Here is a 25,076-nt window from a genome sequence, read left to right as displayed (position 1 = left end):
TGCGCTGCGCCTTCCCGGCCGCCTCGTAGGCCACACGTGCAGTCATCAGTACGACTATTGCGCTCCTCCTCGAAGGCCGCACCGGCCGCCCCTAGGCTCGGGCCCACGCTGCGTGATCTTGATCTTGGCGAGCCGTGTGCCCGGACCCCGAGGAGCCCGATTGTCAGCCGACAGCAAGCAGCCCCAGCCGTCGCCCGACGACCGGGCCCCGGCCACCGCCGACGACGCCACGTCGCTGCTGCTCTCGAACGCGCGGCTCACCGACGGCCGCACCGTCGACGTACGCCTCGGCCGCGGCCGGATCGAGGCGGTCGGAACGGCCGGCAGCCTGACCGCCGTGGGCGCCCGCGTCGACCTCTCCGGCTACCTGCTGCTCCCCGCACCCGCCGAACCCCACGCACACCTCGACACGGCACTCACCGCCGACTCCGCCGGACCCGTCTCGTACGCCGCCGACGAGGTCCAGCGGCGCGTCACCGAGGCCGCCCTCCTCCAGCTCGGGCACGGCGCGACGGCGCTGCGCGCGCACGTACGGATCGGGGACGTGCACGGCCTGGGACCGCTGGAGGCGGCGCTGCAGGCCCGGCGTTCGCTGCGCGGGCTCGCCGAACTGACGACGGTGGCGACGCCCCGGCTGCTCACCGGGGCGGCCGGCGCGGACGGGCTCGCGATGCTGCGGGACGCGGTGAAGATGGGCGCCGGCGTGATCGGCGGCTGCCCCGACCTGGACCCGGACCCCACCGGCTACGTGGAGGCCCTCCTGGAGGTCGCGGCCGAGCACGGCTGCCCCGTGGACCTGCACACCGACGGCGACGACCCGGCGCGCCTCGCCCGGCTCGCCGCGATGGCCGGCGGGCTGCGGCCCGGGGTGACGATCGGCCCCTGCGCGGGCCTGGCCCGGCTGCCCGCCGACCAGGCCCGCCGGGCGGCGGACCAGCTGGCGGCCGCCGGCGTGACGGTGGTCTGTCTGCCGCAGGGCGGCTGCGGCGCGACCGGACTGCGCGGTACGGCTCCCGTACGCCTCCTCCGGGCGGCCGGCGTACGGGTCGCGGCGGGCGGCGGGGCACTGCGGGACGTGTCCAACCCGGTGGGGCGCGGCGATCCGCTGGAGGCCGCCTACCTGCTCGCCGCCCTGAGCGGCCTGCCGGCCCCCGAGGCGTACGCGGCGGTCAGCACGGACGCGCGGGCGGCGATGGGTCTGCCGGAGGTACGGGTCGAGGCGGGCTTCCCCGCCGAGCTCCTCGCGGTCCGGGGCGAGCGCCTGACGGGCGTGCTCTCCCTCGCGTACAGCCGGATCGTGGTGCACCGCGGGCGGGTCGTCGCGCGGACCAGCGCGGTACGCGAGTACTGCGACTCGGCGGCGGCCCTCGACCTGCCGCGACAGGCCCGGCCGACGCGGCCGGACTCGGGAGGCCCGGGCGGACCCGGCGTCGTACGGTCGTGAGTATGCGCGTAGTCATCGCTGGAGGACACGGTCGGATCGCCCTGCGTCTGGAGCGGCTGCTCGCCGCGGGCGGACACGAACCGGTGGGGATCATCCGCCGTCCCGAACAGGCCGAGGACCTGCGCGCGGCCGGCGCCGAACCGGTCGTCCTGGACCTGGAGTCGGCCTCCCCGGCCGAGGTCGCCGCCGCTCTTGAGGGCGCCGACGCCGCCGTGTTCGCGGCCGGCGCCGGCCCCGGCAGCGGCGCCGGCCGCAAGGACACCGTGGACCGCGCCGCCGCCGTCCTCCTCGCCGACGCGGCGGAGGCGGCGGGCGTACGGCGCTTCCTCGTCGTCTCCTCGATGGGCGCCGACGCGTACCACCCCGGCGACGAGATCTTCGACGCCTACCTGCGCGCCAAGGGCGCCGCCGACGACGACATCCGCTCCCGCCCCGGCCTCGACTGGACCATCCTCCGCCCCGGCATGCTCACCGACGACGCGGGCACCGGCCAGGTCCGCCTGGAAGCCCACACCGGCCGCGGCCCGATCCCCCGCGACGACGTGGCAGCCACCCTCGCCGAACTCCTCGACACCCCGGCCACCGCCGGCCTGACCCTGGAACTGATCTCGGGCGGCATCCCGCTGTCGGTGGCGGTGAAGGACATCGCGGGCAACTGAGAAGCCCGTTCGCTCATCGAATGGGTGACCTTTCGCGAGCGGTGTCGTTGATTCGATGACAGCACCGGCGGTCGCGGGGGAGGCGAGCGTTGAGCCGAAAGCTGCAGCTTGCCGACGGGGAGACGGCACGAACCGGCTGCACCCGTGCCGCTCTGTACACCGCCGTGGATGCGAAGACCGGCGCACTGATGACCGCTTCCGCCCTGGCCGAGCGGGTGGGGTGGGCGGCAGACCTGGTGTCCGGCATGGCCGGCGACCTGTTGGCCGCGCACTGGAACAGCGCCGACGTGGAGACGCTGGCTTCGGGCGAGGACGCCGGAGGCCGAAAGCTGCCGTCACAGGCCTGGATGGCCTTACGACGCCTGGGCTGGGCCGCCGCCCCGGGCGAAGGTCTCCGTGCCAACGACCGAATCGTGCGCATGGCCCAGGAGTAGGCCGGCCGGGTGCTGCGGTCGGCGAAGTGGCGTGCGGACCTCACGGCCGGGGTCCTGGCGACCTGGCCCGCCGATCCGGCAAAGCGCACGCCATGGGAGTGGGCGGCCGTACGTGACGCGGTGCCCGGTGGCCGGGACCTGCCGTCCAGCACCATCAAGTCCCGCACCCGGCAGGTGCGTTCCTTCACCGAGAAACACGGCCGCGTGCCGGTCGACGTCTTCGAGTTGGAGACCGCGCCACGCGCAGCACGCCTGCTCCTGCTGTCCGCCTGCGACGGCCAGCAGGCCACGATCGAGCGCGGCGACACACCCGGTCGGGCACTCCTGCGCCTCCAACTGCCCACCCGCCCCGACCCTCGGTCGTACGCCGAGTGGACATGGGTGGCCTGCCCGATCTCCCTGCCCCCGACCATTCCCACGAGCGCCGTACTGCACCTGCCCACCCTCCGGATCGTCCAGAACCGGGTCCGGGCGGACCTCGCCTTCACCCATGCAGTACCCCGGCCGCTCGGGAAGGGTCATCAGGTCGCGCTGGGAGTGGACTGGGGACTCAACACCCTCCTCTCCGCCGGGGCGGTCCGGCTGGACGACGCCCGCCAGATCACCGCCAGCGGTGCGGGCGGCATGTTCCGGGCCGCCGGAGTCCTCGCGAAACAGCACCGCCTACGCCGTCAGAGCGAACACCTGCGCGCCAAGGCGGACCGCTACGGCCGGCTCATGGGTCAGGACGCCGACCACCCCCTGGCCGCCAAGCACCAGACACTCACCGAGGAACTCCGACGCGTCTCCGAGCGCCGGTCGAACCTCAACCACGCCTTGGTCCGGGCCGCCGCCCGCTGGACCGTGGACCAGGCCATCGCCGCACGGGCCACGGTGATCTACATCGAGGACCTCCGGTCGCTCGAAGCCCGGGGCAAAGGACGCAGCCTGAACACCCGGCTCTCCCAACAGGTGCGCGGCGAGATCGTGACCCGGCTGCGGCATCTCGCCGCCGAGGTGGGCATCGCCGTTGTCGCCGTCCCGGCCCGGGACACCTCCAAAACACTGCCCACAGTGCCTCACCCCGCTCCGGCACCGCCGCGCCCCTGACCGGCCCACTGCACCCGGCTGGAAATGGGCACTCTACCCGAACCCCGACTGCCGCTGGCAGGGCGACCGCGACGCGGGCGCGTGGCGAAGAATCGCCGCACGCGGCCTCACCCACCAGACCAAGACCCTCACTGACCGCACCACCGGCACCATGGCCATCCACACGGTCGTCGAGGCCTTCGAAGCCAGGGCGGTCATCGCCCCCAGCCCTGCACACCCCCACCGGGACAGGTCCAAGACCGGCCCCACCCACCCCCGATCCACCCGCCCCGCGCCCAGGCGACGCAGGGCACCCTCCCCGGCCGGGCCAACCACCCCGGCCGGCAAGCGTCCGGAGGGACACGCTCACACGGACCGCCCCCGACTGCCCCGCGCAGCCGACCGGCACCAGGGCGCGCACACGACCAGCACACCCACCAGGCATCGGCACCGGCCGAGAGGGGCGGCACTGGGCGCGGGATTCCACCTCCACGCCCATGCCTCGCCACCACGGTGGGCAGAATCCGCGCCAGAGACGATGACCGTCTCGGCTCGGGATCGTGTAGCTGATCAGAGACGCTAAGCCGACGGATTTGACCGACCACAACAGCTGGGGTTGGCCAACCCTTGTGTTGTCAGTGGCAGCCCGTAGGGTGCGCTCGTCTTCAACGAGGAGGTTCCGTGGGCTTTTCAGGTCACTTGGTCTTTGCTCGCAGCGAGCGTCCGCTGCTGGAAGCACCCCCGTTCGACAGCATCGGTCGAGGGCTCCAGGGGAGCGTGCACACGTGGCGGCCGCGGCCGGGCGGCTGGCAGACCATACAACTGGATCAGGGAATCTGGGAGGACGACCACCTCTTCGCCCTGGTCGAATGGACTGGTACACCGGCCTGCGTCGCCGACGTCTCCGACAGCAGCATCGCCCTCGTCACCGGCCTGGATGGCACCGGGCAACGCTGGCAGGCATGGCTCAACCTGGACGACGCCGCAGCACTCCTTGTCGAGGAACCAGAGGACCTGGACGACGTGAGCCTGTGGGCAGCCACCCCTGAGTTCGACGCGGCCGTGGACCGCAAGCGCGCAGAGCTCGATACGGAGGTGCCGGCCGACGCTGAAGGCGCTCTCCTGTGGGCTTCAGCCGCTGGCATCCGGGCCAGGGCACAGCAATCTCGGATCGAGGAGCTGCTGCGTGCGAAGGAGACCTTCGTGGAAGAACTGTTCAGCGTGCTGCTGGACGAGTTGGGCTTCCCCAAGGCCACCCAGCCCGCACCGCAGCCATAAGAAGCGCGGCTACTCAGCTTGCACCAACGAGAACGGCCCCTGACTGCGTCTCCGCAGATCAGGGGCCGTTCTTCCAGTGGCGGCGCCAGGATTCGAACCTGGGTAGGCTTAGCCGACGGATTTACAGTCCGCTCCCATTGGCCACTCGGGCACACCGCCATGGGATCGCTACCTTGGAGCCGCTTTCTCGGCTGCGCTCCCTGGCAACGACGTAAACAATACCTGATCCCCAGGGGTGCTTCGCCACCGGATTGATCACGGGTTGGCAGCGGCCCAGGTGGCTACGCTTTGCGTTGTACCGAACGCATCCGAGCAAGGAGCCTCACCTCATGGCCGACTCCAGTTTCGACATCGTCTCCAAGGTCGAGCGGCAGGAGGTCGACAACGCCCTCAACCAGGCCGCGAAGGAGATCACGCAGCGCTACGACTTCAAGGGCACCAACGCCACGATCTCGTGGTCGGGCGAGAAGATCCTGATGCAGGCGAACGGCGAGGAGCGGGTCAAGGCGATCCTCGACATCTTCCAGTCCAAGCTGATCAAGCGGGGCATCTCGCTGAAGTCGCTGGACGTCGAGGGCGAGCCGCAACTGTCCGGCAAGGAGTACAAGCTCTTCGCGTCCATCCAGGAGGGCATCTCCCAGGAGAACGCGAAGAAGGTCGCCAAGGTCATCCGCGACGAGGGCCCGAAGGGCGTCAAGGCGCAGGTGCAGGGCGACGAGCTGCGGGTCAGCTCGAAGAGCCGGGACGACCTGCAGGCCATCATCGCGCTGCTCAAGGGCAAGGACTTCGACTTCGCGCTGCAGTTCGTCAACTACCGGTAGGCCGGCAGGACGGGCCCGAGGGCCGCGTCCGAAAACCGCCAGCCCGGCTCCCCGGCGGCCGCGCACACTGGAAGGCATGAACAGCACTCTTTACACCCGGACCGACGGTCCCCTCGGCGCGATGCTCCTGGTGGGGCGGGGCGTCGAAGGGGGTCGGGTCGTGCTGCGGTCGGTGTCCCTGGAGGGGCAGAAGGGCGGGGCCGTCGTCGAGGACGGCTGGGTGCGCGCGGACGGGGCGTTCGTGGACGTCCTGGAGCAGTTGGGCGCGTACTTCGCCGGGCGGCGGGACGGTTTCGACCTGCCGTGCGAGGAGACCGGGACCGAGTTCCAGCGGAAGGTGTGGCGGGCCCTGGAGGAGATTCCGTACGGGACGACCGTCTCGTACGGGGAGATCGCGCGGCGCGTCGGTTCCGAGGGGGCCGGGGTGCGGGCGGTGGGGACCGCGATCGGGCGGAATCCGCTGCTCGTGGTGCGGCCCTGTCACCGGGTGATCGGGGCCGACGGGAGCCTGCGCGGCTACGCGGCCGGGCTTGAGCGCAAGGAGCGGCTCCTTGCGCTCGAAGGGGCCCTGGCCCCGGCCCTGGAGAGCGGTGGCTGAGGGGCTGTTTCCGCGGGAGCGGAGTACGCCGGCGCCGGGGGCGGTGTATGTGCCCGGGTGGCTGTCGTTCGCGCGGCAGCGGGAACTGGTGGCCGCCTGCCGGGAGTTCGGGCGGGGCCTGCTCTCGTACGAGCAGACCGTGCTGCCCGGGGGCGGGGTGATGTCGGTGCGCTCGCTCTGTCTGGGGCGGCGCTGGGAGCCGTACCGCTACCTGGGGAGGGAAGACAACCTTGTCGAACTGCCCGGCTGGCTGGGCGACCTGGGGCGCGCGGCGATCGCAGAGGTGTACGGCGGCGCGTACGGCGATTTCCGGCCGGACACCGCGCTCGTCAACTTCTATGGTGACGGCGCCCGGATGGGCATGCACCAGGACCGGGAGGAGCGCTCGCCGGCTCCTGTGGCGTCGCTGAGTCTCGGCGACACCTGCGTGTTCCGGCTGGGGAACACCGAGGACCGTGGACGGCCCTACACGGACGTGGAGTTGGCGTCCGGGGACCTGTTCGTCTTCGGCGGGCCGTCGCGTCTCGCGTACCACGGGGTGCCGAAGGTGTACGCCGGGACCGCCGCCCCCGGTCTGGGGCTCAGGGGGCGGCTGAACATCACCCTCAGGGAGACGGGCCTTTGAGCCGTCTCTAGCGCTCGCGCGAGTGGCCGAAAAGAATCCGGTACGCGATCAGGAGCACCAGAGAGCCGCCGATCGCCGACAGCCAGGTCGCGCCGTCGTAGAAGTCCTGCGCGATGGGGCGGTCCAGGAAGTGGGCGGACAGCCAGCCGCCGAGGAAGGCGCCGACGACGCCGATGATTGTCGTGCCGATCAGGCCGCCCGGGTCGCGGCCCGGCAGCAGGACCTTGGCGATGACGCCGGCGAGCAGTCCGAGGACTATCCAGCTGATGATGTTCATGTCCTGGAGGACGCCCGCCGGTCCCGGGCGGTTGCCGGACCCCCTAATGTGCGGGGCATGACACAGGAATTGCGCCGCACCCTCGGGGTGTTCGACGCCGTCGTCATCGGGCTCGGCTCGATGGTCGGCGCCGGAATCTTCGCGGCGCTCGGACCCGCGGCCCGTGCTGCGGGCCCGGGTCTGCTCCCGGCTCTCGGCGTCGCCGCCGTCGTGGCCTACTGCAACGCCATGGCCTCGGCCCGGCTCGCCGCCCGCTACCCGGCCTCCGGCGGCACCTACGTCTACGGGCGGGAGCGGCTTGGCGCCTTCTGGGGCTATCTGGCCGGCTGGGCGTTCGTCGTCGGCAAGACGGCCTCCTGTGCGGCGATGGCGCTGACCGTCGGCGCGTATGTGTGGCCGGAGCAGGCGCACGCCGTGGCGGTGGCCTCCGTCGTCCTCCTGACCGCCGTCAACTACCGCGGCATGCAGAAGTCCGCGCTGCTCACGCGGGTCATCGTGGCGGTCGTCCTGGCCGTCCTGGCGGCCGCCGTCGCGGCGATCGCCGGGGCCGGGGAGGCCGGGCGGCTCGCGCTCGCCGGGGAGATTCCGCCCGGCGGGGTGCTCCAGGCGGCCGGGCTGCTCTTCTTCGCCTTCGCCGGGTACGCGCGGATCACCACGCTCGGCGAGGAGGTGCGCGACCCGGAGCGGACCATCCCGCGGGCCGTGCCGCTCGCCCTCGGCATCACCCTCGTCGTCTACGCGGCCGTCGCCGTGTCCGTGCTGGCCGTCCTCGGGCCGCGGGCCCTGGCGGCCTCCCCCGCCCCGCTCGCGGACGCGGCGCGCGCGGCGGGCGCCGAGTGGCTGGTGCCCGTGGTCACGGTGGGCGCGGCGGTCGCCGCGCTCGGCTCGCTGCTCTCGCTGATCCTCGGGGTGTCCCGTACCACCCTGGCCATGGCCAGGGACGGGCATCTGCCGGCCACGCTGGCGGCCGTCCACCCGCGTTTCCGGGTGCCGCACCACGCGGAGCTCGCGGTCGGCGCGGTGGTGGCCGTGGTGGCGGCCACGGTGGACGTGCGGGGCGCGATCGGCTTCTCGTCCTTCGGCGTGCTGGTCTACTACGCGATCGCCAACGCCTCCGCCTGGACCCTGGGCCGCCGGGACCGGCCGCTGGCCGTGCTCGGCCTGGCGGGCTGCGCGGCCCTCGCGTTCTCGCTGCCGCCGACCTCCGTGCTCGCCGGGCTCGGGGTGCTCGCGGTCGGCGTGGTGGCCCACGCCGTCAGGCGAGGACGACCCGAACCCCCTCGGACCTGAGCCGGTCGACGAGTTCGGCGAACGAGGCCGGGCGGTGCCGCTCCACGAACGGCAGGACGCCCATCCGGGCCCGGGCCACGTCGGAGCGGTGCCAGACCAGGGTGGTGTGGGCGAGGCTCCCGGAGACCGCCCGGCCGGGGCCGTGGACGGCCTCCCCCAGGGCGCAGTCGAAGGAGACCTCGTCGACGATGTCGGTGCCGTCGAGCTCGTACGTGCCTCCGGGGACGATCCCGCGGACGCCGTGGGTGCCGCGCCGGGCGGCCTGGTTCAGCCACTCCTCGCGGTCGGCGCCGGTGAAGCGGCGCCAGGTGCCGGGCTCGGCGGGTCCGGCGTATCCGAAGAACAGGTCCCAGACCTCCCTCCGCTGCGGGGGGATGAGCCCGGTGCGGGGGAAGGCCACGGTCAGGTCGAGCAGGCCGCGGTAGGTGGCGGAGGTGTCCCAGGCGGTGATGCGGCCGGCCTCGGCCTCCGCCGCCATGCTCCCCACCCGGTTGAGGACCTGGTACCGGACCGTCTCGAAGTCCTCCGCCCCGGCGGCGAGCGCGTCGCGCAGCGCCCCGCGCGGGGAGCAGCCGAGGAAGGTGACCTCGGTGTGGGTGAGCTCGGGCGGATCGGGCGGTGAGACGCGGACGAGGTTGCCGCAGGGGACGGCGAGGTCTGCGGCGTACGAGCGGCGCGGGCCGCCGTTCGACTCGACGGTGACGACGTCGCCGCGCGCGCCGAGTACCCGTACCGCGGTGAAGAACCACGCGTGGCCGTCGGGGGTGCGGACGTGGAGGGGGTCGCCGAGCGGGGCCGAGCCCTCGACGACGGCCTCGGTGGCGGCCCGGGCGAGCTCGCCGCGGGGCTCGCAGCCGCGCAGTTCGTACACGACGCGGGGCGTCGGGGCGGGCTCCCCGTACAGGCCGTCGACGTCCTTGCAGAGGGCCACGGCGTGGATGCCGGTCAGCAGCGCGTAGCGGGGTGTGTCCACCGGTGTCCGCTACCGGCCCTGGTAGCCGTACCCGTAGCCGGGGTAGGGCTGGTCGGTGGGGACGATCTCCTTGCCGAGCGGGAGCAGCGACAGCGGGATCATCTTGAAGTTGGCGATGCCGAGCGGGATGCCGATGATCGTGACGCACTGCGCGATGCCGGTGACGATGTGGCCGAGGGCCAGCCACCAGCCGGCCAGGATCAGCCACAGCACGTTGCCTATGCAGGACGGCGCGCCCGCGTCGCGGCGGTCGACGACCGTGCGTCCGAAGGGCCACAGGGCGTAGAGGGCGATGCGGAAGGCCGCGATGCCGAAGGGGATGCCGATGATCGTGATGCAGAGCAGCACGCCGGCGGCGAGGTAGCCGAGGAACAGCCAGAGGCCGCTGAACACCAGCCAGATGATGTTGAGGATTGTCTTCACGGGCGGCGACCTGCCATCTGTTCGAGCCGGGCGATGCGCTCCGCCATCGGCGGGTGGGTGGAGAACATTTTGGACATCCCCTGTCCGGGGCGGAAGGGGTTGGCGATCATCATGTGGCTGGCGGTCTCGATCTTGGGCTCGGGCGGCAGCGGGAGCTGCCTGGTGCCCGCCTCCAGCTTGCGCAGGGCGCTGGCGAGGGCGAGCGGGTCGCCGGTGAGCTGGGCGCCGGAGGCGTCCGCCTCGTACTCGCGGGAGCGGGAGATGGCCAGCCGGATGACCGAGGCGGCGATCGGGCCCAGGATCATGATCAGCAGCATGCCGAGCAGTCCGGGGCCGCGGTCGTCGTCGGAGCGGCCGACCGGGATCAGCCAGGCGAAGTTCACCAGGAACAGGATCACCGAGGCGAGCGCGCCGGCCACCGAGGAGATCAGGATGTCCCGGTTGTAGACGTGGCTCAGCTCGTGTCCGATGACACCGCGCAGCTCGCGCTCGTCGAGGATCGCGAGGATGCCCTCGGTGCAGCACACGGCCGCGTTGCGCGGGTTGCGGCCGGTGGCGAAGGCGTTCGGCGCCTGGGTGGGCGAGATGTAGAGCCGTGGCATGGGCTGCCGGGCCTGGGTGGAGAGCTCGCGGACCATCCGGTAGAGGGCCGGGGCCTCGAACTCGCTCACGGGCCGGGCGCGCATGGCGCGCAGGGCCAGCTTGTCGCTGTTCCAGTACGCGTACGCGTTGGTGCCGAGCGCCACGAGGACCGCGACGATCAGTCCCGTACGCCCGAAGAAGCTGCCGATGACGATGATGAGGGCCGAGAGCCCTCCGAGGAGTACGGCGGTCCTCAGCCCGTTGTGCCGGCGGTGCACGGTACGCCCTCCAAGTGGTGCGGCAGGGGAACCCTTTGCTCTGTGGGAGTCCACCGTCCAGTGGACCCTCCCCACCTGGTCAACGCCACGCGGGAGGTACGGGTTCCCCGGCCGCGCCGGGGCCGGGCGGGGGTGCGGTGTCCGCCGTACGGGTGACCGGGGCGTGCTCCCTAGCGGGGGCTCGGGACGGCCACCTTGTCCAGGCCGGCCTTCTTCAGGGCCTCGTCGAGCGGCTCGACCTCACTGGTGCAGTGGCCGCAGCGGGTGGCGATGGCCGGGATCTCGGTGAAGCAGCGGGGGCAGTCGCGCTTCGCCGACTTGGGGTCGGCCGCCTCCTCCTTGGCGAACTTGGCCTGGAACTTCGCCATGGGGACGACGAAGAGGAAGTAGAGGACGAGGGCGGTGATGAGGAACGCGATGGCCGCGGCGATCGCCAGACCGTACGGGAAGACGGTCTTGCCGATGGTGAACTTCGCCTCGCTGAAGTCGCCGACGGAGCCGGTGGCGAGACCGATGAGGGGGGTGATGAACGCCTTGCTGAAGCCGGTCACGACGGCCGTGAACGCCGAGCCGACGGCCAGACCGATGGCCATCGAGACGACGTTCCCGCGAAGTATGAAGTCCTTGAAGCCGTTCAGCACGGTGGTTCCGTTCCTTGGGAGGTGGGGAGGCGGGGAGGTCAGAAGAGGCTGTTCGACGCGTAGCGGAGCGCGAACTGCGGCCAGCCCGACAGCACGACGCCCGCGGCCGCCGTCAGCGCGACCGCCAGGGTGACCGGGACCGTCGCCCGCATCCGTACGACCGTGCCCTCGGGCGCGCCTTCCCGCCCGCTCTCCGGCCCGCGGAACAGCAGGGCCGTCCAGCGCAGGTAGTAGGCGAGGCCGATCACGACGTTGAGGCCCATGATCACCGCGAGCCAGCCGAGGCCGGCGTCGACGGCCGACGAGAAGACGGTCACCTTGGCGAAGAGGCCGATGATACCCGGGGGCAGTCCGGCCAGGTTCAGGAGGAAGAAGGCCATCGCGAGGGCGGCGGCGGGGCTCGCCGCGTACAGGCCGCGGAAGTCGGAGATCCGGGCCTCGGGGTGCGTACGGGCGACCAGGGCGACCACCGCGAAGGCGCCGAGGTTCACCGCCGCGTACATCAGGGCGTACGCGACGGTGGAGCCGATCTGGTCGTCGCCGGAGTACGCGGCGGCGGCGATCGGCACCAGGAGGTAGCCGGCCTGGGCGACGGACGACCAGGCGAGGAGGCGGACCGCGCTCCACGCGCGCGTGGCGACCTGGCGCAGGGCGGCGACGTTGCCGGCGGTCATGGTGAGCGCGGCGAGCACGGCGAGCGCCGGGCCCCACACGTCCGCGTAGGAGGGGAAGGCGACGACGGTCACCAGGATGAGCCCGGTGAAGCCGACGGCCTTGCCGACCACGGAGAGGTACGCCGCCACGGGCAGCGGGGCGCCGACGTAGGTGTCGGGCACCCAGAAGTGGAAGGGGACGGCGGCCGTCTTGAAGGCGAAGCCGACGAGGGTGAGGACCACGCCCGCCTGGGCGAGGGTCTGCAGCCGGGCGTCCACGTCGCCGAGGCGCTGGGCGACCTCGGTGAGGTGGAGGGTGCCGGTGGCCGCGTAGACGAAGCTGACGCCGAGCAGGGTCACGGCGGTGGCGGTGACCGAGGACAGGAAGAACTTCAGCGCCGCCTCGCCGGACAGGCGGTCGCCGCGCCTCAGGCCGACGAGCGCGAACGCGGGCAGCGAGGCCACTTCGAGGGCGACGACGAGGGTGGCGAGGTCGCGGGAGGCGGGCAGCAGGGCGGCGCCTGCGGCGGAGGAGAGCAGCAGGAACCAGTACTCGCCGGCGGGCAGCTTCCGGCGGGTGTCGTCCATTGAGAGCAGCGCGGTGACGAGCGCGCCCGCGAGCACCAGGAACTGGATGACCAGGGTGAAGGTGTCAGCGGTGTAGCTGCAGGCGCGCAGCTCGGTGGCGGGGGTGAGGCAGAAGGTGGAGCGGTCGGCGGCGCGCAGCGGGGCGAGCAGCGCGAGCGCGGCGGCGAGGCCGCCGATCGCGGTCCAGCCGAGGAGCCGCTTGCGGGCCTCGGGGACGAACAGGTCGGCGACGAGGACGACGAGCGCGACCACGGCGGTGAGGGTGGGCGGCGCGATGGCGAGCCAGTCGACGGACTGGACGAGGTCGGCGCCCTGGGCGAGGGCGGGCGTCGGGGCCGGGGCGGTCACTGGTTGCCTCCCGCGAGGAGCTGCTGGACGGCCGGGTCGGTGAGGCCGAGGAGGACGGCGGGCCACAGTCCGGCGAGGACGGTGAGGGCGACGAGCGGGGTCCAGGCGGCGAACTCGTAGCCCTGGACGTCGGCGATCACGGTCTCGCCGGCCGGGCGGGGGCCGCCCATGCAGACCCGGCGGACCACGACGAGGAGGTAGGCGGCGGTGAGCAGGGTGCCGAAGGCGCCGATCGCCATGAAGGTGAGGAAGGCGGGCCGGCTGAGCCCGGCGGCCGGTTCGAAGGCGCCGAACAGGGCGAGCATCTCGCCCCAGAACCCGGCGAGGCCGGGCAGGCCGAGGGAGGCGACGGCGGCGAAGGCGAGCAGGGCGCCGAGGCGGGGGGCGCGGCCGTAGAGGGCGGCGCCGGTGGCCCCGGCGAGGGTGTCGAGGTCGGCGGTGCCGTAGCGGTCCTTGAGCGCGCCGACCAGGAAGAAGAGGAGGCCGGTGATGAGGCCGTGGGCGATGTTGGCGAAGAGCGCGCCGTTGACGCCGGTGGGGGTCATGGTGGCGATGCCGAGGAGCACGAAGCCCATGTGTCCGACGGAGGAGTAGGCGATGAGGCGCTTGAGGTCGCCCTTGGCGCCGGGCTTCGCGAGGGCGAGGCAGGCGAGCGATCCGTAGATGATCCCGGCGACGGCGAAGGCCGCGAGGTACGGGGCGAAGGTGCGCATGCCCTCGGGGGCGATCGGCAGCACGATGCGGACGAACCCGTACGTGCCCATCTTCAGGAGCACGCCGGCGAGGAGGACGGAGCCGACGGTCGGGGCGGCGGTGTGGGCGTCCGGGAGCCAGCTGTGCAGCGGCCACATCGGGGTCTTCACGGCGAGCCCGAGACCGATCGCCAGAACGGCGATGACCTGCACGGATGTGGTCAGTCCGCGGCCGTTGTCAGTGGCCAGTGCCACCATGTCGAACGTGCCCGCCTTGATGCCGATGAGGAGGAGGCCGAGCAGCATGACGACGGAGCCGAGCAGTGTGTAGAGGATGAACTTCCAGGCGGCCGCCCGCCGGCCCGCGCCGCCCCAGCGGGCGATGAGGAAGTACATCGGGATGAGGACCGTCTCGAAGGCCAGGAAGAACAGGACCAGGTCGAGGACGGCGAAGGTCGCCAGGGTGCCGGACTCGAGGACGAGCAGCAGGGCGACGAAGGCCTTGGGGGCGGGGCCCGTGGGGCCTGTGGGGGGCTTGAAGTAGTTGTAGAGCGCGCAGAGGAAGGTCAGCAGCGCGGTCAGGAGCAGGAGGGGGAGGGAGATGCCGTCGACACCGAGGTGGATCCGCACGTCGAGCGCCTTGATCCAGGTGATGTCGGTGGTGGCCTGCATCGTCGAGGGGTGGTCGTGGTCGAAGCCGAGCGCGAGGACGATCGCGGCGATCAGGATGACGCCGGTGACGGTCACGCCGTGGCGGAGCACGGCCTGGTCGGGTGACGTCCCCTTGAGTCCGGGCGGGGCCGGCAGGAGGGCCGCGGCGGCGCCGAGGAGCGGGCCGGCGACGATCAACGCCAGAAGGAACTGCATCACGGATTCGCTGATATCGATCACGGCTCACGCTCCGGCGGCGACGTTGGCGAGGACGACGGCGACGATCGCCAGGACGACGGAGCCGGCGAGCAGCGCGCTGAGGTAGGTCTGCACGTTGCCGGTCTGGGCGCGGCGGACGAGCCGGCCGAGGCCCTTGGCGGTGCTGCCCGCGCCGCTCACGTAGGTGTCGACGACCTCGCGGTCGAGGAAGCGGACCAGGGAGGCGCCGGCGAGCACGGGGCGGACGAAGAGGGTCCGGTAGACGGCGTCCAGGTGGAAGCCGTCGGCGGCGTGCGGATGCAGCCCGCCGAGCAGGGCGCGGCCGGGGTCGGCGGGGTCGGTCGCCGGGTGCGGCAGGTCCAGGGCCTCCGCCTCGACCTGGCCGGCCTCGGCGTCGGGGTGGGCGACGTGCGGGGTGCCGTTCGGGACGCCGGCCGGGGCGGCCTCGGCCGTCTTCGTGGCGAGCGAGCGGCGTACGGCGTAGGTGACGGCGCCTCCGACGACGGCGAGGCCGGTGCCGAGGACGGCGGTGGCCAGGGTCGGGGTCAGCGGGTGTCCGTCGAACCAGTCGTCGAGGTAGCCGGCGGTCAGTCCGAAGCCGAGGGAGGGGACGGCGAGCACCCAGAGGACGGTGGTCATGGCGATCGGCTGCCGGCCGTGGTCGGGGGCCTCGGCACCGCGCCCGCGGAAGGCGAGCAGCCACAGCCGCATCGCGTACGCGGCGGTGAGCAGCGCGGTCAGCAGGCCGGCGACAAGGACGATCCAGCCGGCGCCGGCCGGGGCGACGGTGGCCTCGCCGGTGGCGGTGTGCTCGGCGGCGACGAGGACGGCTTCCTTGGAGAAGAAGCCGGCGAAGGGCGGGATCGCGGCGAGCGCGAGCAGGCCGACGGTCATCGTCCAGTAGGCGTCCGGGATGCGCTTGGTCAGTCCGCTCATCCGGGACATGGCGGTGAGCGAGTTGGTGCCGGCGGCGTGGATGACCGCGCCGGCGGCGAGGAACAGGAGGGCCTTGAAGGCGCCGTGCGCCATGAGGTGGAAGACGGCGGCGCCGCGGTCGGCGACGGCGAGGGCGCCGGCCATGTAGCCGAGCTGGCCGATCGTCGAGTAGGCGAGGACCCGCTTGATGTCGTCCTGGGCGAGCGCGGCGAGCGCCGAGCCGACCATGGTGAGGGCGGCCATGACGGCGAGCACGGTCAGCGCGGCGGCGGAGGCGGCGAAGACGGGAAGGAGCCGGGCCACGAAGTAGATGCCGGCGGCGACCATGGTCGCCGCGTGGATGAGCGCGGAGACGGGGGTGGGGCCGGCCATCGCGTCGGGCAGCCAGGTGTGCAGCGGGAACTGCGCGGACTTGCCGGCGACGCCGGCGAGCAGCAGCAGCGCGATCAGGGTGGGGTGGTCGAGGCCGCCGGTGGCGACCGCGCCGAGCACGCCGGTGATCCGGAAGGTGCCCGCGTCGGTGGCCAGGGCGAACAGGCCGATGAGGAAGGGCACGTCGCCGAGCTTGGTGACGAGGAAGGCCTTGAGGGAGGCCGAGCGGGCCTCGGGGGTCTCCCAGTAGTGCCCGACGAGGAAGTACGAGCAGATGCCCATGACCTCCCAGCCGACCAGGAGCACCATCAGGTCGCCGGAGTAGACGACGAGCAGCATCGCGGCGGTGAAGAGGGAGACGAGCGCCGCGTACGAGGAGTAGCGCGGGTCGTGGCGCAGATAGCCGGTCGAGTAGATCTGCACACAGGTGGCGACCACCCCGACGAGGACGGCGACGAGGGCGGCGAAGCCGTCGATGTGCAGGGCGAGGTCGATCGGGACGGAGCCGGTCGGGGTGAGCTGGGTGGCCGCGTCGATCGCCTTCCCGCCGCCCTGCCGGGCCGCGACGACCACGGCCAGCACGGCGGCGGCGAGCGTCGGGAGGACGGCGAGGGGGCGGACGAAGCCGGGGAGATGAGAAAGAGCGCGAAGCCCCTTGGAAGGGTGGCGGTGGGAGACGGGCGGGAGGCCGAGGAGGAGACCGGCGGCGGAGCCGAGGAAGGGAAGGAGGGGGACGAGGACGGCGAGGGTCGTGGTGGTCACGCGGTGGCCTCGGCCTTCTCGTCGGCGGACGGGGTCCCGTCGGCGGGTTCCGGTTGTTCCCTGGCGTCGCGGAGGCGGTCGATGTCCGAGGTGCCGCGGTTGCGGTAGACCATCAGGACGATCGCGAGACCGATGCCGATCTCCGCGGCGGCGATGGCGATGACGAAGAGGGTGAGCGCCTGGCCGGCGTGCAGGGTGTCGCGGAGCCAGACGTCGAACGCGACCAGGTTGAGGTTGACGGCGTTGAGCATGAGCTCGACGGACATCAGGACGAGGATCGCGTTGCGGCGGGCGAGGACGCCGTACAGGCCGACGGAGAAGAGGAGCGCGGCGAGGACGGCCGGGTAGGCGAGGTGCATCAGTCCCGCTCCCCTTCCTGCTTCTTGCGGGACAGGACGATGGCGCCGACCAGGGCGGCGAGCAGCAGCACGGACAGTGCCTCGAAGGGCAGCACCCAGTGCTGGAAGAGGATCTCGCCGGTCACCCGCGTGGAGCCGAGGGCCGGCCCTTCGAGGTCGATCCAGGTGGTCCGGAAGGCGTCCACGACCACCCACACCAGGGCCGCGGCGGCGGCGACCGCCACGGCGAGGGCGACCGGCCGGTTGCCGGAGTCGGAGTCCGGGGAGCGGCCGATCGGGGCCCGGGTGAGCATGAGCCCGAACAGGAGGAGCACGACGACGGAACCGACGTAGATCAGCACCTGCACCCAGGCGATGAACTCGGCGGTGAGCAGGAGGTACTCGACGGCGAGCCCGCCGAGCGCGACGACCAGCCACAGGGCGGCGTGCACGAGCTGCTTGGTGGTGACGGCGACCAGGGCCGCGCCGAGGGTGACGAGGCCGACGAGGAGGAAGGCGATCTCGACGCCGGTGGGCGAGAGGAAGCCGTGGCTCTGTGCCGCCAGGGTCTGCGCTGCCAGGTTCACTGCGGGCCCTCCTGCTGCTGGGCCGCCTCGGCGGCGGCCTGGGCGGCGGCCTTCTCCGCGGCCTTGCGCGCGGCGGCGATCTCCTTCGGCTCCTCCGCGCGCGGGTCGAGCGCGGGCGGTTCCGGCACCGTCCACATCCACTCGCGGAGCTTGTCGCGCTCGTGCGTCAGCTCGTGGATGTCGGTCTCCGCGTACTCGAACTCGGGCGACCAGAACAGCGCGTCGAAGGGGCACACCTCGATGCAGATCCCGCAGTACATGCAGAGCGAGAAGTCGATGGCGAAGCGGTCGAGGACGTTACGGCTGCGCTCGCGGCCGCCGGGGGCGGCCGGGGGCACCGTCTCCTTGTGGGAGTCGATGTAGATGCACCAGTCGGGGCACTCGCGGGCGCACAGCATGCACACCGTGCAGTTCTCCTCGAACAGCCCGATGACCCCGCGGGTACGGGGCGGCAGCTCGGGCTGCGCATCCGGGTACTGCGCGGTGACGGACCTGCGGGTCATCGTGCGGAGGGTGACGGCGAGGCCCTTGGCGAGGCCGGAGCCGGGAATCGGGGACATTTAGCTGATCGCCACCTTCACGATGCCGGTGAGCGCGATCTGCGCGAGGGCGAGCGGTACGAGGGTCGTCCAGGCCAGCTTCTGCAGCTGGTCCTCGCGGAGGCGCGGGTAGGACACCCGCAGCCAGATCACGACGAAGGCCAGGACGGCGGTCTTCAGGAGCGTCCACACCCAGCCGAGACCGTCGGCCCCGCCGGGCCCGTGCCAGCCGCCGAGGAAGAGGACGGTGGTGAGGCCGCAGAGCACGACGATGCCGGCGTACTCGGCGAGCAGGAACAGCGCGAAGCGCAGACCGGTGTACTCGGTGTACGCGCCGAAGATGATCTCCGAGTCGGCGACGGGCATGTCGAACGGGGGGCGCTGCAGCTCGGCGAGCCCGGCGGTGAAGAACACCAGCGCGCCGACGATCTGCCAGGGCACCCACCACCACTCGAAGGTGTTCAGGATGCCGGGGAGGGAGACGGTGCCGGCCGCCATCGCGACGGACGCGGCGGCGAGCAGCATCGGCAGCTCGTACGCGAGCAGCTGTGCGGCGGTGCGCAGCGCGCCGAGCAGCGAGAACTTGTTGGCGGACGCCCACCCGGCCATCAGGCTGCCGAGCACCCCGACGCCCATCACGGCGAGCACGAAGAAGATGCCGGCGTCGACGACCTGCCCGACGGCGCCCGCACCGGGCCCGATCGGGATCGCGACGAGCACGAGGAGGTACGGGAGGAGCGCGACGGCCGGCGCGAGCTGGAACACCCGCCGGTCGGCGTCCTTCGGGACGACGTCCTCCTTCTGCGCGAACTTCACCCCGTCCGCGACGAGCTGCGCCCACCCGTGGAACCCACCGGCGTACATGGGCCCGAGCCGGCCCTGCATGTGCGCCATGACCTTGTGCTCGGTCTGCCCGACGACGAGCGGCATGACGAGGAACACGGCGAAGACGATGATCAGCCGGAGGGCGACGTCGAGTACGTCGTTCACGCGGGGTCGCCTCCGGCGGGGTCGGGATCGGGGGTGGGGGTGGGCGGGGTGTCGCCGGTGCCGGTGTCACCCTCGGCGGGCGGGGCGTCGGGGGCGGGTGCGCCCTGGGCGGGCGCGGCCTCGGAGGTCGGTTCGCCCTCGGCGGGCGCGGCCGGAGTGCTGGGCGCTTCGGGCTCCGGCGCCGGCGGCTCCTCGTCGAAGGCCGGCCGTGCGTGGTGCCACGGGGCGTCCGAGCCACGGGTACGGGGCGAGGCCTCGGCCCGCTCCGACGGCGCGCCACCCTCGGCGGGTGCGGCGGTCTCCGGGCCCTCGGCCCGCTGGCTTGCGGAGCCGCCGCTCGCCGTACGGCTGCGGCGCGGACCGGACGTCGGGGTCCCTGTGGCGGGCGCCGCCGTGGCGGCCTCCGCGCGCTGGCTTGCCGAACCCGCGCTCGCGCTGCGGGTGCGGCGCGGACCGGACGCCGGGGCCTCCGGGGCCTGGGGCGCCGTCGGGGGCTGGCTCACGGAGCCCTCGCCCGCCGTGCGCGTGCGACGCGCCGGGCGGTCGCCGGTGGCGGCCGCGGCGCGGGACGGGCGGGAGGGGGCAGGGGGGAGCTGGCCCTTGAGGGGGCCCCAGTCGTTGGGGTCGGGGACGCCCGGGGGGAGCATCTGGCGGCGCTTGGGGGCGTTGGGGTCGTGGGACTCGCCCGGTTCCTTGGCGCCCGGCCAGGCCTTGGCGACGCGGGCGGCGAGGACGAAGTCCTTGCGGAGGGGGTGGCCCTCGAAGGTGTCGGGCAGGAGGAGGTGGACCAGGTGGGGGTGGTCGGTGAAGGTGACACCGAACATCTCGTGGGTCTCGCGCTCGTGCCAGGCCGCGCCCGCGTAGACCGCGACGGCGGACGGCAGGGAAGCAGCCGCGTGCGGGACCGTCGTACGGACCAGCAGGCGGCGGACACCGCCCGGGCCCACCGACGCCACGTGCGCGCACACCCGGAAGCCCACGCCCGGCTCGTCGACCGCGCTCAGCCAGTCGAAGTAGGTGAGGCCCAGCTTGTCGCGGGCGATTTCGAGGGCGGCGATCCACGAGCCGACGGGGACGTCGACCGTCAGCAGGTCGTACGCCCGCTCCGCCGTCGCCTCCTCGCCGAAGACCTCGGCGACGGCGTCCGGGAGCGTCGCGTAGCTGTCCGCGAAGTTCTCGCTCATGCGGTGCCTCCCGGCGCCGGGGGCCGCACCAGACCGCTCGTCAGCTGGGCGACCGAGGGAGCACTCCCGTATCGCTCGCCCAGGCTTTCGCGCGCGATCTTCTCCTGGAGCTTGAGGATGCCCTGGAGCAGGGCCTCGGGGCGGGGCGGGCAGCCCGGCACGTACACGTCCACCGGGATGATCTGGTCCACGCCCTTGGTGACGGAGTACGAGTCCCAGTAGGGCCCGCCGCAGTTGGAGCAGGCGCCGAAGGAGATGACGTACTTCGGCTCGGGCATCTGCTCGTACAGACGCTTGACCGCCGGCGCCATCTTGTCGGTCACCGTGCCGGAGACGATCATCAGGTCGGCCTGGCGCGGGCCGGGCGCGAAGGGGATCACGCCGAGCCGGATGAAGTCGTGGCGGGCCATCGACGCGGCGATGAACTCGATCGCGCAGCACGCGAGGCCGAAGTTGAAGACCCACAGGCTGTAGCGGCGGCCCCAGTTCAGGACCACCTTCATGGGCTCCGGCGCCAGTCGGGCGAGCGGGCCCAGCCTGGGGGCGGGCAGGGGGGGCGGGGTCACAGCCATGCCAGGACGCCCTTCTTGTACGCGTAGAGCAGGCCCACGGCCAGGAAGCCGAGGAAGACGAACATCTCGACCAGCGTCGTCGCCCCGTATCCGGGCGCGGCGAAGACCGTGGCCCAGGGGAAGAGGAAGATCGAGTCGACGGCGAAGATCACGTAGAGGAAGGCGTACACGTAGTAGCGGACCTGTGTGTGGGCCCAGCCCTCTCCCACCGGGTCGACGCCGCACTCGTAGGTGAGGAGCTTCTCCGGGGTCGGGACGACCGGGCGGAGCAGCCGGCCCGCGCCGAAGGCGACCGCGACGAAGAGCACGCCGAGCACGGCGAGCAGTCCGACGACGGAGTACGTCTCGAAATAGTCCGTCGCGTTCGTCGCCGCGTTCGTCGCCGCGCTGTTCGTCGCCGTGTGCGTCGTCGCGTGGTGCGTCGCGCGCGCCGCCGCGACGACGGTCGGTTCCCGCACGTCCGTCCGCCCCTCGGTCTCGGTGTCTCGTCCCTCTGCCCTCTGTACGCACGCGAGTCTAGGCCCTGCTAAAAGCAGCGTAAGCAGGCGCCGGCGGGCCCCGGTAGGGATATCCCCCCTCCACTCCGGCCCACTTCCCCCATGGCGTGCCCGGCCCTGCGGCAGGCAGCCTTTACCCCATGAGCAGCCTCACCGACACCGGCACCGACACCCCGCCGCCACCCGCACGCCTCGCCTACGGCCGGCACACCTGGAAGGAGGTCGCGCACCTCCTCGCCGATCTGCCCTGCGCGCTGGCCGGGTTCGTGTACGCGGTGGTGACGATCGCCCTCGGCGTGGGCCTGGCGGTCACCGTCATCGGCCTGCCGCTCCTCGCGCTCGGCCTGGCCGGGGCGCGCGGCATGGCGGGCGCGGAACGGGGCCGGGCCCGCGGGCTGCTCGGGGTGCACGTGGAGAGCCCGAGCCGGCTGCCGCACCGGGACGGCTTCCTGCCGTGGCTGTGGGCGCAGTTGACGGACCCGGTGGCGTGGCGCAGCCAGCTGTACGGCTTCATCCGGCTGCCCTGGGGCGTGCTCACCTTCACCGTGACGCTGGTGTCGCTGATCGTGCTCTGGCCGGTGCTCCCCTTCGTGGCGCGCGGGCTCGCCAACGCCGACCGGGCGATGGTGCGCGGGCTGCTGTCCCCCTCCGACGAGCTGGAACGGCGCATCGCCGAGCTGGAGTCGGACCGGGGGGTCGTGGTCGACACCGCCGCCGCCGACCTGCGGCGCATCGAGCGCGACCTGCACGACGGCGCGCAGGCCCGGCTCGTGGCCCTCGCCATGGGGCTCGGCCTCGCCAAGGAGAAGCTGCTCGACGACCCCGAGGCCGCCGCCGCGATGGTCGACGAGGCGCACGGCGAGGTGAAGCTCGCGCTCCAGGAGCTGCGGGACCTCGCCCGCGGCATCCACCCGGCGGTCCTCACCGACCGCGGTCTCGACGCGGCCCTCTCGGCGGTCGCCGCCCGCTGCACGGTGCCGGTGAAGGTCTCCGTCGACCTGCCCGAACGGCCCGCCGACGCGATCGAGGGCATCGCCTACTTCACCGTCTCCGAGCTGCTGCAGAACGTCTCCAAGCACGCCCGTGCCCGGTCCGCCGCGGTGGACGTGTGGCGGACGGAGGAGCGGCTGATGCTCCAGGTGCGCGACGACGGCGCCGGCGGCGCCGACCCGGCCGCCGGCAGCGGCCTCGCGGGGCTGGGCGAGCGGCTGGGCGCCGTGGACGGGGTCCTCGCCGTCGACTCCCCGGCCGGCGGGCCCACCGTCGTCACCGCCGAACTGCCGTGGCGCGACCGGGACCGGGACCAGGACCGGGACCGGGACCGCCCGGCTGTCTCGTAGGGCCCGTGCCTCCGTCGGCCGGTAGGGAAAACCCCCCACCGCAGACGCCCACCTGCCTCATGGTCCCGGCCCCCTCCGTACCGAGAGGCTGAGACACGACCGCCCCCGCGTGAGAAACGGATCTCCGATGGCCTCCCACCGCCTGCCCGCCGGCCTCCGCGCCCCCTTCGAAGGACGCACCTGGCGCGAGCTGGGCTATGTCCTGACCGGCTTCCCGCTGAGCGTCCTCTACTTCTGTCTCGCCGTGTCCCTGGTGTCGGCCGGCGCCGGGCTGCTCGTCACCTTCCTCGGCATCCCGGTCCTGGCCGGGGCGCTCGCGATGTGCCGCGGGTTCGGGGCCGTGGAGCGGGCGCGGGCGCGCGGGATGCTCGGGCTCGACGTGGCGGCGCCGGAGCCGGTCCGCGGGAAGACCGGCGGCCCGCTGTCCTGGATGGGCGCGACGCTGAAGAGCGGGGCGTCCTGGCGGCACCTGCTCTACGCGCTGCTGCACTTCCCGTGGGCGGTGTTCACGTTCTCGGTGGCGGTGGCGCTGTGGTCGTGGGGCTGGAGCCTCTTCACGTATCCGCTGTGGCAGTGGGTGCTTCCGATGTACGCGGGCCAGGCCGGGCTGCAGGTCTACGGCGACGAGGCGCACTCCGTCCATCTGGACTCGTCCTTCGAGATCGCGGTGACGAGCCTGGTGGGCCTCGTCTTCGTGCTGGTCTCGCCGTGGATCCTGCGCGGCATGGTGGCGGTGGACCGGTTCATGGTGGCCGGGCTGCTCGGGCCGTCGCGGCTCGCCAGCCGGGTGAGCGAGCTGGAGTCGGACCGGGGCGTGGTCGTGGACACCGCCGCCGCCGACCTGCGGCGCATCGAGCGCGACCTGCACGACGGGGCGCAGGCGCGGCTCGTGGCCCTGGCCATGGACCTGGGGCTCGCGAAGGAGAAGCTGGCCGGGGATCCGCTGGCCGCGGCGGTGATGGTCGACGAGGCGCACGGCGAGGTGAAGCTCGCGCTCCAGGAGCTGCGGGACCTCGCCCGCGGCATCCACCCGGCGGTCCTCACCGACCGCGGTCTGGACGCGGCGCTGTCCGCGCTCGCCGCCCGGTCCACCGTGCCGGTGTCGGTGGAGGTGGACCTGCCGCGGCGGCCGGCCGCGGCGATCGAGGGCATCGCGTACTTCACGGTGTCCGAGCTGCTGCAGAACGTGTCCAAGCACTCCCGGGCCCGGCGGGCGTGGGTGGACGTGTGGCGGTCGGAGGGGCGGCTGATGCTCCAGGTGCGCGACGACGGCGTCGGCGGCGCCGACCCGGCGGCCGGCAGCGGCCTGGCCGGGCTGACCGAGCGGCTCGACGCGGTCGACGGGGTCCTCGCCGTCGACTCCCCGGCCGGCGGGCCGACCACGGTCACCGCCGAGATTCCCTGGCGCGCCTGACCGACAGCTTCCTGGCCGAGTTGAACCCTGTTCCCGCCCCCTGCGTCCCTACGGCTGCGATGCTGAGGGCCGGCAGCGGACAGACAGGGGCGTGACGGGGATGGGACCGGGGATGGGATCGGGGATGGGACCGGACAGGGGCGGCGCCGCGGGCGTCCGGGTGGTGATCGCCGAGGACTCGGTGCTGCTGCGCGAGGGTCTGACGCGGCTCCTCACCGATCTGGGGCACGAGGTCGTGGCCGGGGTCGGGGACGGCGAGGCGCTGGTGAAGACGGTGTCCGACCTGGCGGGCGAGGGCGCGCTGCCGGACGTGGTGGTCGCCGACGTGCGGATGCCGCCGACGCACACCGACGAGGGGGTACGGGCGGCGGTGCGGCTGCGGAAGGAGCATCCGGGGCTCGGGGTGCTCGTCCTGTCGCAGTACGTGGAGGAGCAGTACGCCACCGAACTGCTTGCCGGTTCGAGCACCGGGGTGGGGTATCTGCTGAAAGACCGGGTCGCCGAGGTCCGGGAGTTCGTGGACGCGGTGGTGCGGGTGGCCCGGGGCGGTACGGCGCTCGACCCGGAGGTCGTGGCGCAGCTGCTGGGCCGGAGCCGGAAGCAGGACGTCCTCGCGGGGCTGACGCCGCGCGAGCGGGAGGTCCTGGGGCTGATGGCCGAGGGGCGCACGAATTCGGCCATCGCGAAACAGCTGGTGGTGAGCGACGGGGCGGTCGAGAAGCACATCAGCAACATCTTCCTGAAGCTGGGGCTCTCGCCGAGCGACGGGGACCACCGCCGGGTGCTCGCCGTACTCACCTATCTCAATTCGTAGCCCCCGCAGAGCCCGGTAGACGCCCCGGAGCACCGACTTCCTGGACTTCTGACACACCGTCAGCTATCCAGGTGGACATCGACTCCGCCCCGTCACCGGCGATGCGCGGAGCGCGACCCCCGGCTGGAGCGTCACTGGACCGCAGGGGTCACAGAGAGCGACAATTGGCCATATAAAGGCGTCACGGGC

Annotated in this window: 27 protein-coding genes and 1 tRNA gene; 12 read left to right on the top strand and 16 right to left on the bottom strand. The window is 72.8% G+C overall.

Annotation, left to right across the window (positions count from 1 at the left end; genetic code table 11):
* Positions 1 to 160 precede the first annotated feature (160 nt).
* The 5 genes from AB0M18_RS01355 (at position 161) to AB0M18_RS01335 (ending at position 4,883) form a co-directional block, all read left to right on the top strand.
* Positions 161 to 1,444, top strand: a complete 1,284-nt coding sequence (locus AB0M18_RS01355; protein WP_365754527.1) for an amidohydrolase family protein — start codon at positions 161 to 163, stop codon at positions 1,442 to 1,444.
* 2 nt (positions 1,445 to 1,446) lie between these two features.
* Positions 1,447 to 2,103 carry an SDR family oxidoreductase gene (locus AB0M18_RS01350; RefSeq protein ID WP_365754525.1) on the top strand — a complete coding sequence of 219 codons (657 nt, stop codon included), beginning with the start codon at positions 1,447 to 1,449 and terminating at the stop codon, positions 2,101 to 2,103.
* Between the two features lie 89 nt (positions 2,104 to 2,192).
* Positions 2,193 to 2,537, top strand: a complete 345-nt coding sequence (locus AB0M18_RS01345) for a hypothetical protein (protein ID WP_365754523.1) — start codon at positions 2,193 to 2,195, stop codon at positions 2,535 to 2,537.
* A gap of 9 nt (positions 2,538 to 2,546) precedes the next feature.
* Positions 2,547 to 3,626, top strand: a complete 1,080-nt coding sequence (locus AB0M18_RS01340; RefSeq protein WP_365754522.1) for a hypothetical protein — start codon at positions 2,547 to 2,549, stop codon at positions 3,624 to 3,626.
* 660 nt (positions 3,627 to 4,286) lie between these two features.
* The gene (locus tag AB0M18_RS01335) at positions 4,287 to 4,883 is read left to right on the top strand and encodes a hypothetical protein (protein ID WP_365754520.1); all 597 of its coding nucleotides are present in this window, start codon (positions 4,287 to 4,289) and stop codon (positions 4,881 to 4,883) included.
* A gap of 77 nt (positions 4,884 to 4,960) precedes the next feature.
* Here AB0M18_RS01335 and AB0M18_RS01330 read toward each other — a convergent pair.
* Positions 4,961 to 5,042, bottom strand: a tRNA-Tyr gene (locus AB0M18_RS01330).
* 170 nt (positions 5,043 to 5,212) lie between these two features.
* On the opposite strand from AB0M18_RS01330, the gene AB0M18_RS01325 reads away from it, so the two are divergent.
* The 3 genes from AB0M18_RS01325 (at position 5,213) to AB0M18_RS01315 (ending at position 6,927) form a co-directional block, all read left to right on the top strand.
* Complete coding sequence (locus AB0M18_RS01325) at positions 5,213 to 5,704, top strand: YajQ family cyclic di-GMP-binding protein (protein WP_362523583.1); 492 nt, start codon at positions 5,213 to 5,215, stop codon at positions 5,702 to 5,704.
* 76 nt (positions 5,705 to 5,780) lie between these two features.
* Entirely contained in the window at positions 5,781 to 6,302 is a 522-nt protein-coding gene (locus tag AB0M18_RS01320) for a methylated-DNA--[protein]-cysteine S-methyltransferase (protein WP_365754518.1), read from the top strand.
* Positions 6,295 to 6,927: an alpha-ketoglutarate-dependent dioxygenase AlkB gene (locus AB0M18_RS01315; protein WP_365754517.1), complete on the top strand. Its 633-nt coding sequence runs from the start codon at positions 6,295 to 6,297 to the stop codon at positions 6,925 to 6,927. The genes AB0M18_RS01320 and AB0M18_RS01315 overlap by 8 nt, the downstream gene beginning before the upstream one ends.
* Before the next feature lie 7 nt (positions 6,928 to 6,934).
* Here AB0M18_RS01315 and AB0M18_RS01310 read toward each other — a convergent pair whose 3' ends face one another.
* A complete protein-coding gene (locus AB0M18_RS01310) occupies positions 6,935 to 7,204 on the bottom strand; it encodes a GlsB/YeaQ/YmgE family stress response membrane protein (protein WP_365754516.1) in 270 nt (89 codons plus the stop codon).
* 57 nt (positions 7,205 to 7,261) lie between these two features.
* Here AB0M18_RS01310 and AB0M18_RS01305 point away from each other — a divergent pair, with 57 nt between their 5' ends.
* Positions 7,262 to 8,494 carry an amino acid permease gene (locus AB0M18_RS01305; RefSeq protein ID WP_365754515.1) on the top strand — a complete coding sequence of 411 codons (1,233 nt, stop codon included), beginning with the start codon at positions 7,262 to 7,264 and terminating at the stop codon, positions 8,492 to 8,494.
* Here the strand turns inward: AB0M18_RS01305 and AB0M18_RS01300 are convergent.
* The 14 genes from AB0M18_RS01300 to AB0M18_RS01235 form a co-directional block, all read right to left on the bottom strand.
* Positions 8,460 to 9,467 (bottom strand): hypothetical protein, encoded by a 1,008-nt coding sequence (locus AB0M18_RS01300; protein WP_365754514.1) that lies wholly within the window; start codon positions 9,465 to 9,467, stop codon positions 8,460 to 8,462. The genes AB0M18_RS01305 and AB0M18_RS01300 overlap by 35 nt on opposite strands.
* A 9-nt stretch (positions 9,468 to 9,476) precedes the next feature.
* Positions 9,477 to 9,890, bottom strand: a complete 414-nt coding sequence (locus AB0M18_RS01295; RefSeq protein ID WP_365754512.1) for a YccF domain-containing protein — start codon at positions 9,888 to 9,890, stop codon at positions 9,477 to 9,479.
* On the bottom strand, positions 9,887 to 10,750 hold the full coding sequence (htpX, locus tag AB0M18_RS01290) for a zinc metalloprotease HtpX (protein WP_365754510.1): 864 nt from the start codon (positions 10,748 to 10,750) through the stop codon (positions 9,887 to 9,889). The genes AB0M18_RS01295 and htpX overlap by 4 nt, the downstream gene beginning before the upstream one ends.
* 170 nt (positions 10,751 to 10,920) lie before the next feature.
* Positions 10,921 to 11,391 (bottom strand): large conductance mechanosensitive channel protein MscL, encoded by a 471-nt coding sequence (mscL, locus tag AB0M18_RS01285; protein WP_365754508.1) that lies wholly within the window; start codon positions 11,389 to 11,391, stop codon positions 10,921 to 10,923.
* A 38-nt stretch (positions 11,392 to 11,429) separates the two neighbouring features.
* Entirely contained in the window at positions 11,430 to 12,980 is a 1,551-nt protein-coding gene (locus tag AB0M18_RS01280) for an NADH-quinone oxidoreductase subunit N (RefSeq protein ID WP_365754506.1), read from the bottom strand.
* Positions 12,977 to 14,539: an NADH-quinone oxidoreductase subunit M gene (locus tag AB0M18_RS01275; protein ID WP_365755020.1), complete on the bottom strand. Its 1,563-nt coding sequence runs from the start codon at positions 14,537 to 14,539 to the stop codon at positions 12,977 to 12,979. Before AB0M18_RS01275 ends, AB0M18_RS01280 begins: the two co-directional genes overlap by 4 nt.
* A 27-nt stretch (positions 14,540 to 14,566) precedes the next feature.
* Positions 14,567 to 16,612 (bottom strand): NADH-quinone oxidoreductase subunit L, encoded by a 2,046-nt coding sequence (locus AB0M18_RS01270; RefSeq protein WP_365754505.1) that lies wholly within the window; start codon positions 16,610 to 16,612, stop codon positions 14,567 to 14,569.
* Positions 16,609 to 16,971, bottom strand: coding sequence for an NADH-quinone oxidoreductase subunit NuoK (gene nuoK, locus AB0M18_RS01265; protein WP_365754503.1), 363 nt, complete (start codon positions 16,969 to 16,971; stop codon positions 16,609 to 16,611). Before nuoK ends, AB0M18_RS01270 begins: the two co-directional genes overlap by 4 nt.
* Positions 16,971 to 17,531, bottom strand: a complete 561-nt coding sequence (locus AB0M18_RS01260; RefSeq protein ID WP_365755018.1) for an NADH-quinone oxidoreductase subunit J — start codon at positions 17,529 to 17,531, stop codon at positions 16,971 to 16,973. Before AB0M18_RS01260 ends, nuoK begins: the two co-directional genes overlap by 1 nt.
* A gap of 2 nt (positions 17,532 to 17,533) precedes the next feature.
* On the bottom strand, positions 17,534 to 18,097 hold the full coding sequence (locus tag AB0M18_RS01255) for an NADH-quinone oxidoreductase subunit I (protein ID WP_365754501.1): 564 nt from the start codon (positions 18,095 to 18,097) through the stop codon (positions 17,534 to 17,536).
* A complete protein-coding gene (locus tag AB0M18_RS01250) occupies positions 18,098 to 19,066 on the bottom strand; it encodes a complex I subunit 1 family protein (RefSeq protein ID WP_365754499.1) in 969 nt (322 codons plus the stop codon).
* On the bottom strand, positions 19,063 to 20,250 hold the full coding sequence (locus AB0M18_RS01245) for an NADH-quinone oxidoreductase subunit C (protein WP_365754497.1): 1,188 nt from the start codon (positions 20,248 to 20,250) through the stop codon (positions 19,063 to 19,065). Before AB0M18_RS01245 ends, AB0M18_RS01250 begins: the two co-directional genes overlap by 4 nt.
* The gene (locus tag AB0M18_RS01240; RefSeq protein WP_365754495.1) at positions 20,247 to 20,822 is read right to left on the bottom strand and encodes an NADH-quinone oxidoreductase subunit B family protein; all 576 of its coding nucleotides are present in this window, start codon (positions 20,820 to 20,822) and stop codon (positions 20,247 to 20,249) included. Before AB0M18_RS01240 ends, AB0M18_RS01245 begins: the two co-directional genes overlap by 4 nt.
* Positions 20,813 to 21,280, bottom strand: a complete 468-nt coding sequence (locus AB0M18_RS01235; RefSeq protein WP_365754493.1) for an NADH-quinone oxidoreductase subunit A — start codon at positions 21,278 to 21,280, stop codon at positions 20,813 to 20,815. Before AB0M18_RS01235 ends, AB0M18_RS01240 begins: the two co-directional genes overlap by 10 nt.
* A 179-nt stretch (positions 21,281 to 21,459) precedes the next feature.
* Here AB0M18_RS01235 and AB0M18_RS01230 point away from each other — a divergent pair, with 179 nt between their 5' ends.
* The 3 genes from AB0M18_RS01230 (at position 21,460) to AB0M18_RS01220 (ending at position 24,887) form a co-directional block, all read left to right on the top strand.
* Positions 21,460 to 22,659, top strand: a complete 1,200-nt coding sequence (locus AB0M18_RS01230; RefSeq protein ID WP_365754491.1) for a sensor domain-containing protein — start codon at positions 21,460 to 21,462, stop codon at positions 22,657 to 22,659.
* A gap of 127 nt (positions 22,660 to 22,786) precedes the next feature.
* Positions 22,787 to 24,073 (top strand): sensor domain-containing protein, encoded by a 1,287-nt coding sequence (locus AB0M18_RS01225; RefSeq protein ID WP_365754489.1) that lies wholly within the window; start codon positions 22,787 to 22,789, stop codon positions 24,071 to 24,073.
* A 124-nt stretch (positions 24,074 to 24,197) separates the two neighbouring features.
* Positions 24,198 to 24,887, top strand: a complete 690-nt coding sequence (locus AB0M18_RS01220) for a response regulator transcription factor (RefSeq protein ID WP_365754488.1) — start codon at positions 24,198 to 24,200, stop codon at positions 24,885 to 24,887.
* The last annotated feature ends 189 nt before the right edge of the window (positions 24,888 to 25,076 follow it).

This window comes from Streptomyces sp. NPDC051909 (assembly GCF_040681095.1).
Classification (GTDB): Bacteria; Actinomycetota; Actinomycetes; order Streptomycetales; family Streptomycetaceae; genus Streptomyces.
Note: the sequence above shows the minus strand (reverse complement) of the source record. Positions and strands in the feature narration are given on the sequence as shown.

Bases quoted from the DNA above. Each gene is read 5' to 3' on its own strand.
- AB0M18_RS01305 (WP_365754515.1), top strand. From the start codon at position 7,262: ATGACACAGGAATTGCGCCGCACCCTCGGGGTGTTCGACGCCGTCGTC.
- AB0M18_RS01225 (WP_365754489.1), top strand. From the start codon at position 22,787: ATGGCCTCCCACCGCCTGCCCGCCGGCCTCCGCGCCCCCTTCGAAGGA.
- AB0M18_RS01245 (WP_365754497.1), bottom strand. From the start codon at position 20,250: ATGAGCGAGAACTTCGCGGACAGCTACGCGACGCTCCCGGACGCCGTC.
- AB0M18_RS01255 (WP_365754501.1), bottom strand. From the start codon at position 18,097: ATGTCCCCGATTCCCGGCTCCGGCCTCGCCAAGGGCCTCGCCGTCACC.
- AB0M18_RS01240 (WP_365754495.1), bottom strand. From the start codon at position 20,822: ATGGCTGTGACCCCGCCCCCCCTGCCCGCCCCCAGGCTGGGCCCGCTC.
- AB0M18_RS01320 (WP_365754518.1), top strand. From the start codon at position 5,781: ATGAACAGCACTCTTTACACCCGGACCGACGGTCCCCTCGGCGCGATG.
- AB0M18_RS01350 (WP_365754525.1), top strand. From the start codon at position 1,447: ATGCGCGTAGTCATCGCTGGAGGACACGGTCGGATCGCCCTGCGTCTG.
- AB0M18_RS01220 (WP_365754488.1), top strand. From the start codon at position 24,198: ATGGGACCGGACAGGGGCGGCGCCGCGGGCGTCCGGGTGGTGATCGCC.
- AB0M18_RS01310 (WP_365754516.1), bottom strand. From the start codon at position 7,204: ATGAACATCATCAGCTGGATAGTCCTCGGACTGCTCGCCGGCGTCATC.
- nuoK (WP_365754503.1), bottom strand. From the start codon at position 16,971: ATGCACCTCGCCTACCCGGCCGTCCTCGCCGCGCTCCTCTTCTCCGTC.
- AB0M18_RS01325 (WP_362523583.1), top strand. From the start codon at position 5,213: ATGGCCGACTCCAGTTTCGACATCGTCTCCAAGGTCGAGCGGCAGGAG.
- AB0M18_RS01275 (WP_365755020.1), bottom strand. From the start codon at position 14,539: ATGCAGTTCCTTCTGGCGTTGATCGTCGCCGGCCCGCTCCTCGGCGCC.
- AB0M18_RS01230 (WP_365754491.1), top strand. From the start codon at position 21,460: ATGAGCAGCCTCACCGACACCGGCACCGACACCCCGCCGCCACCCGCA.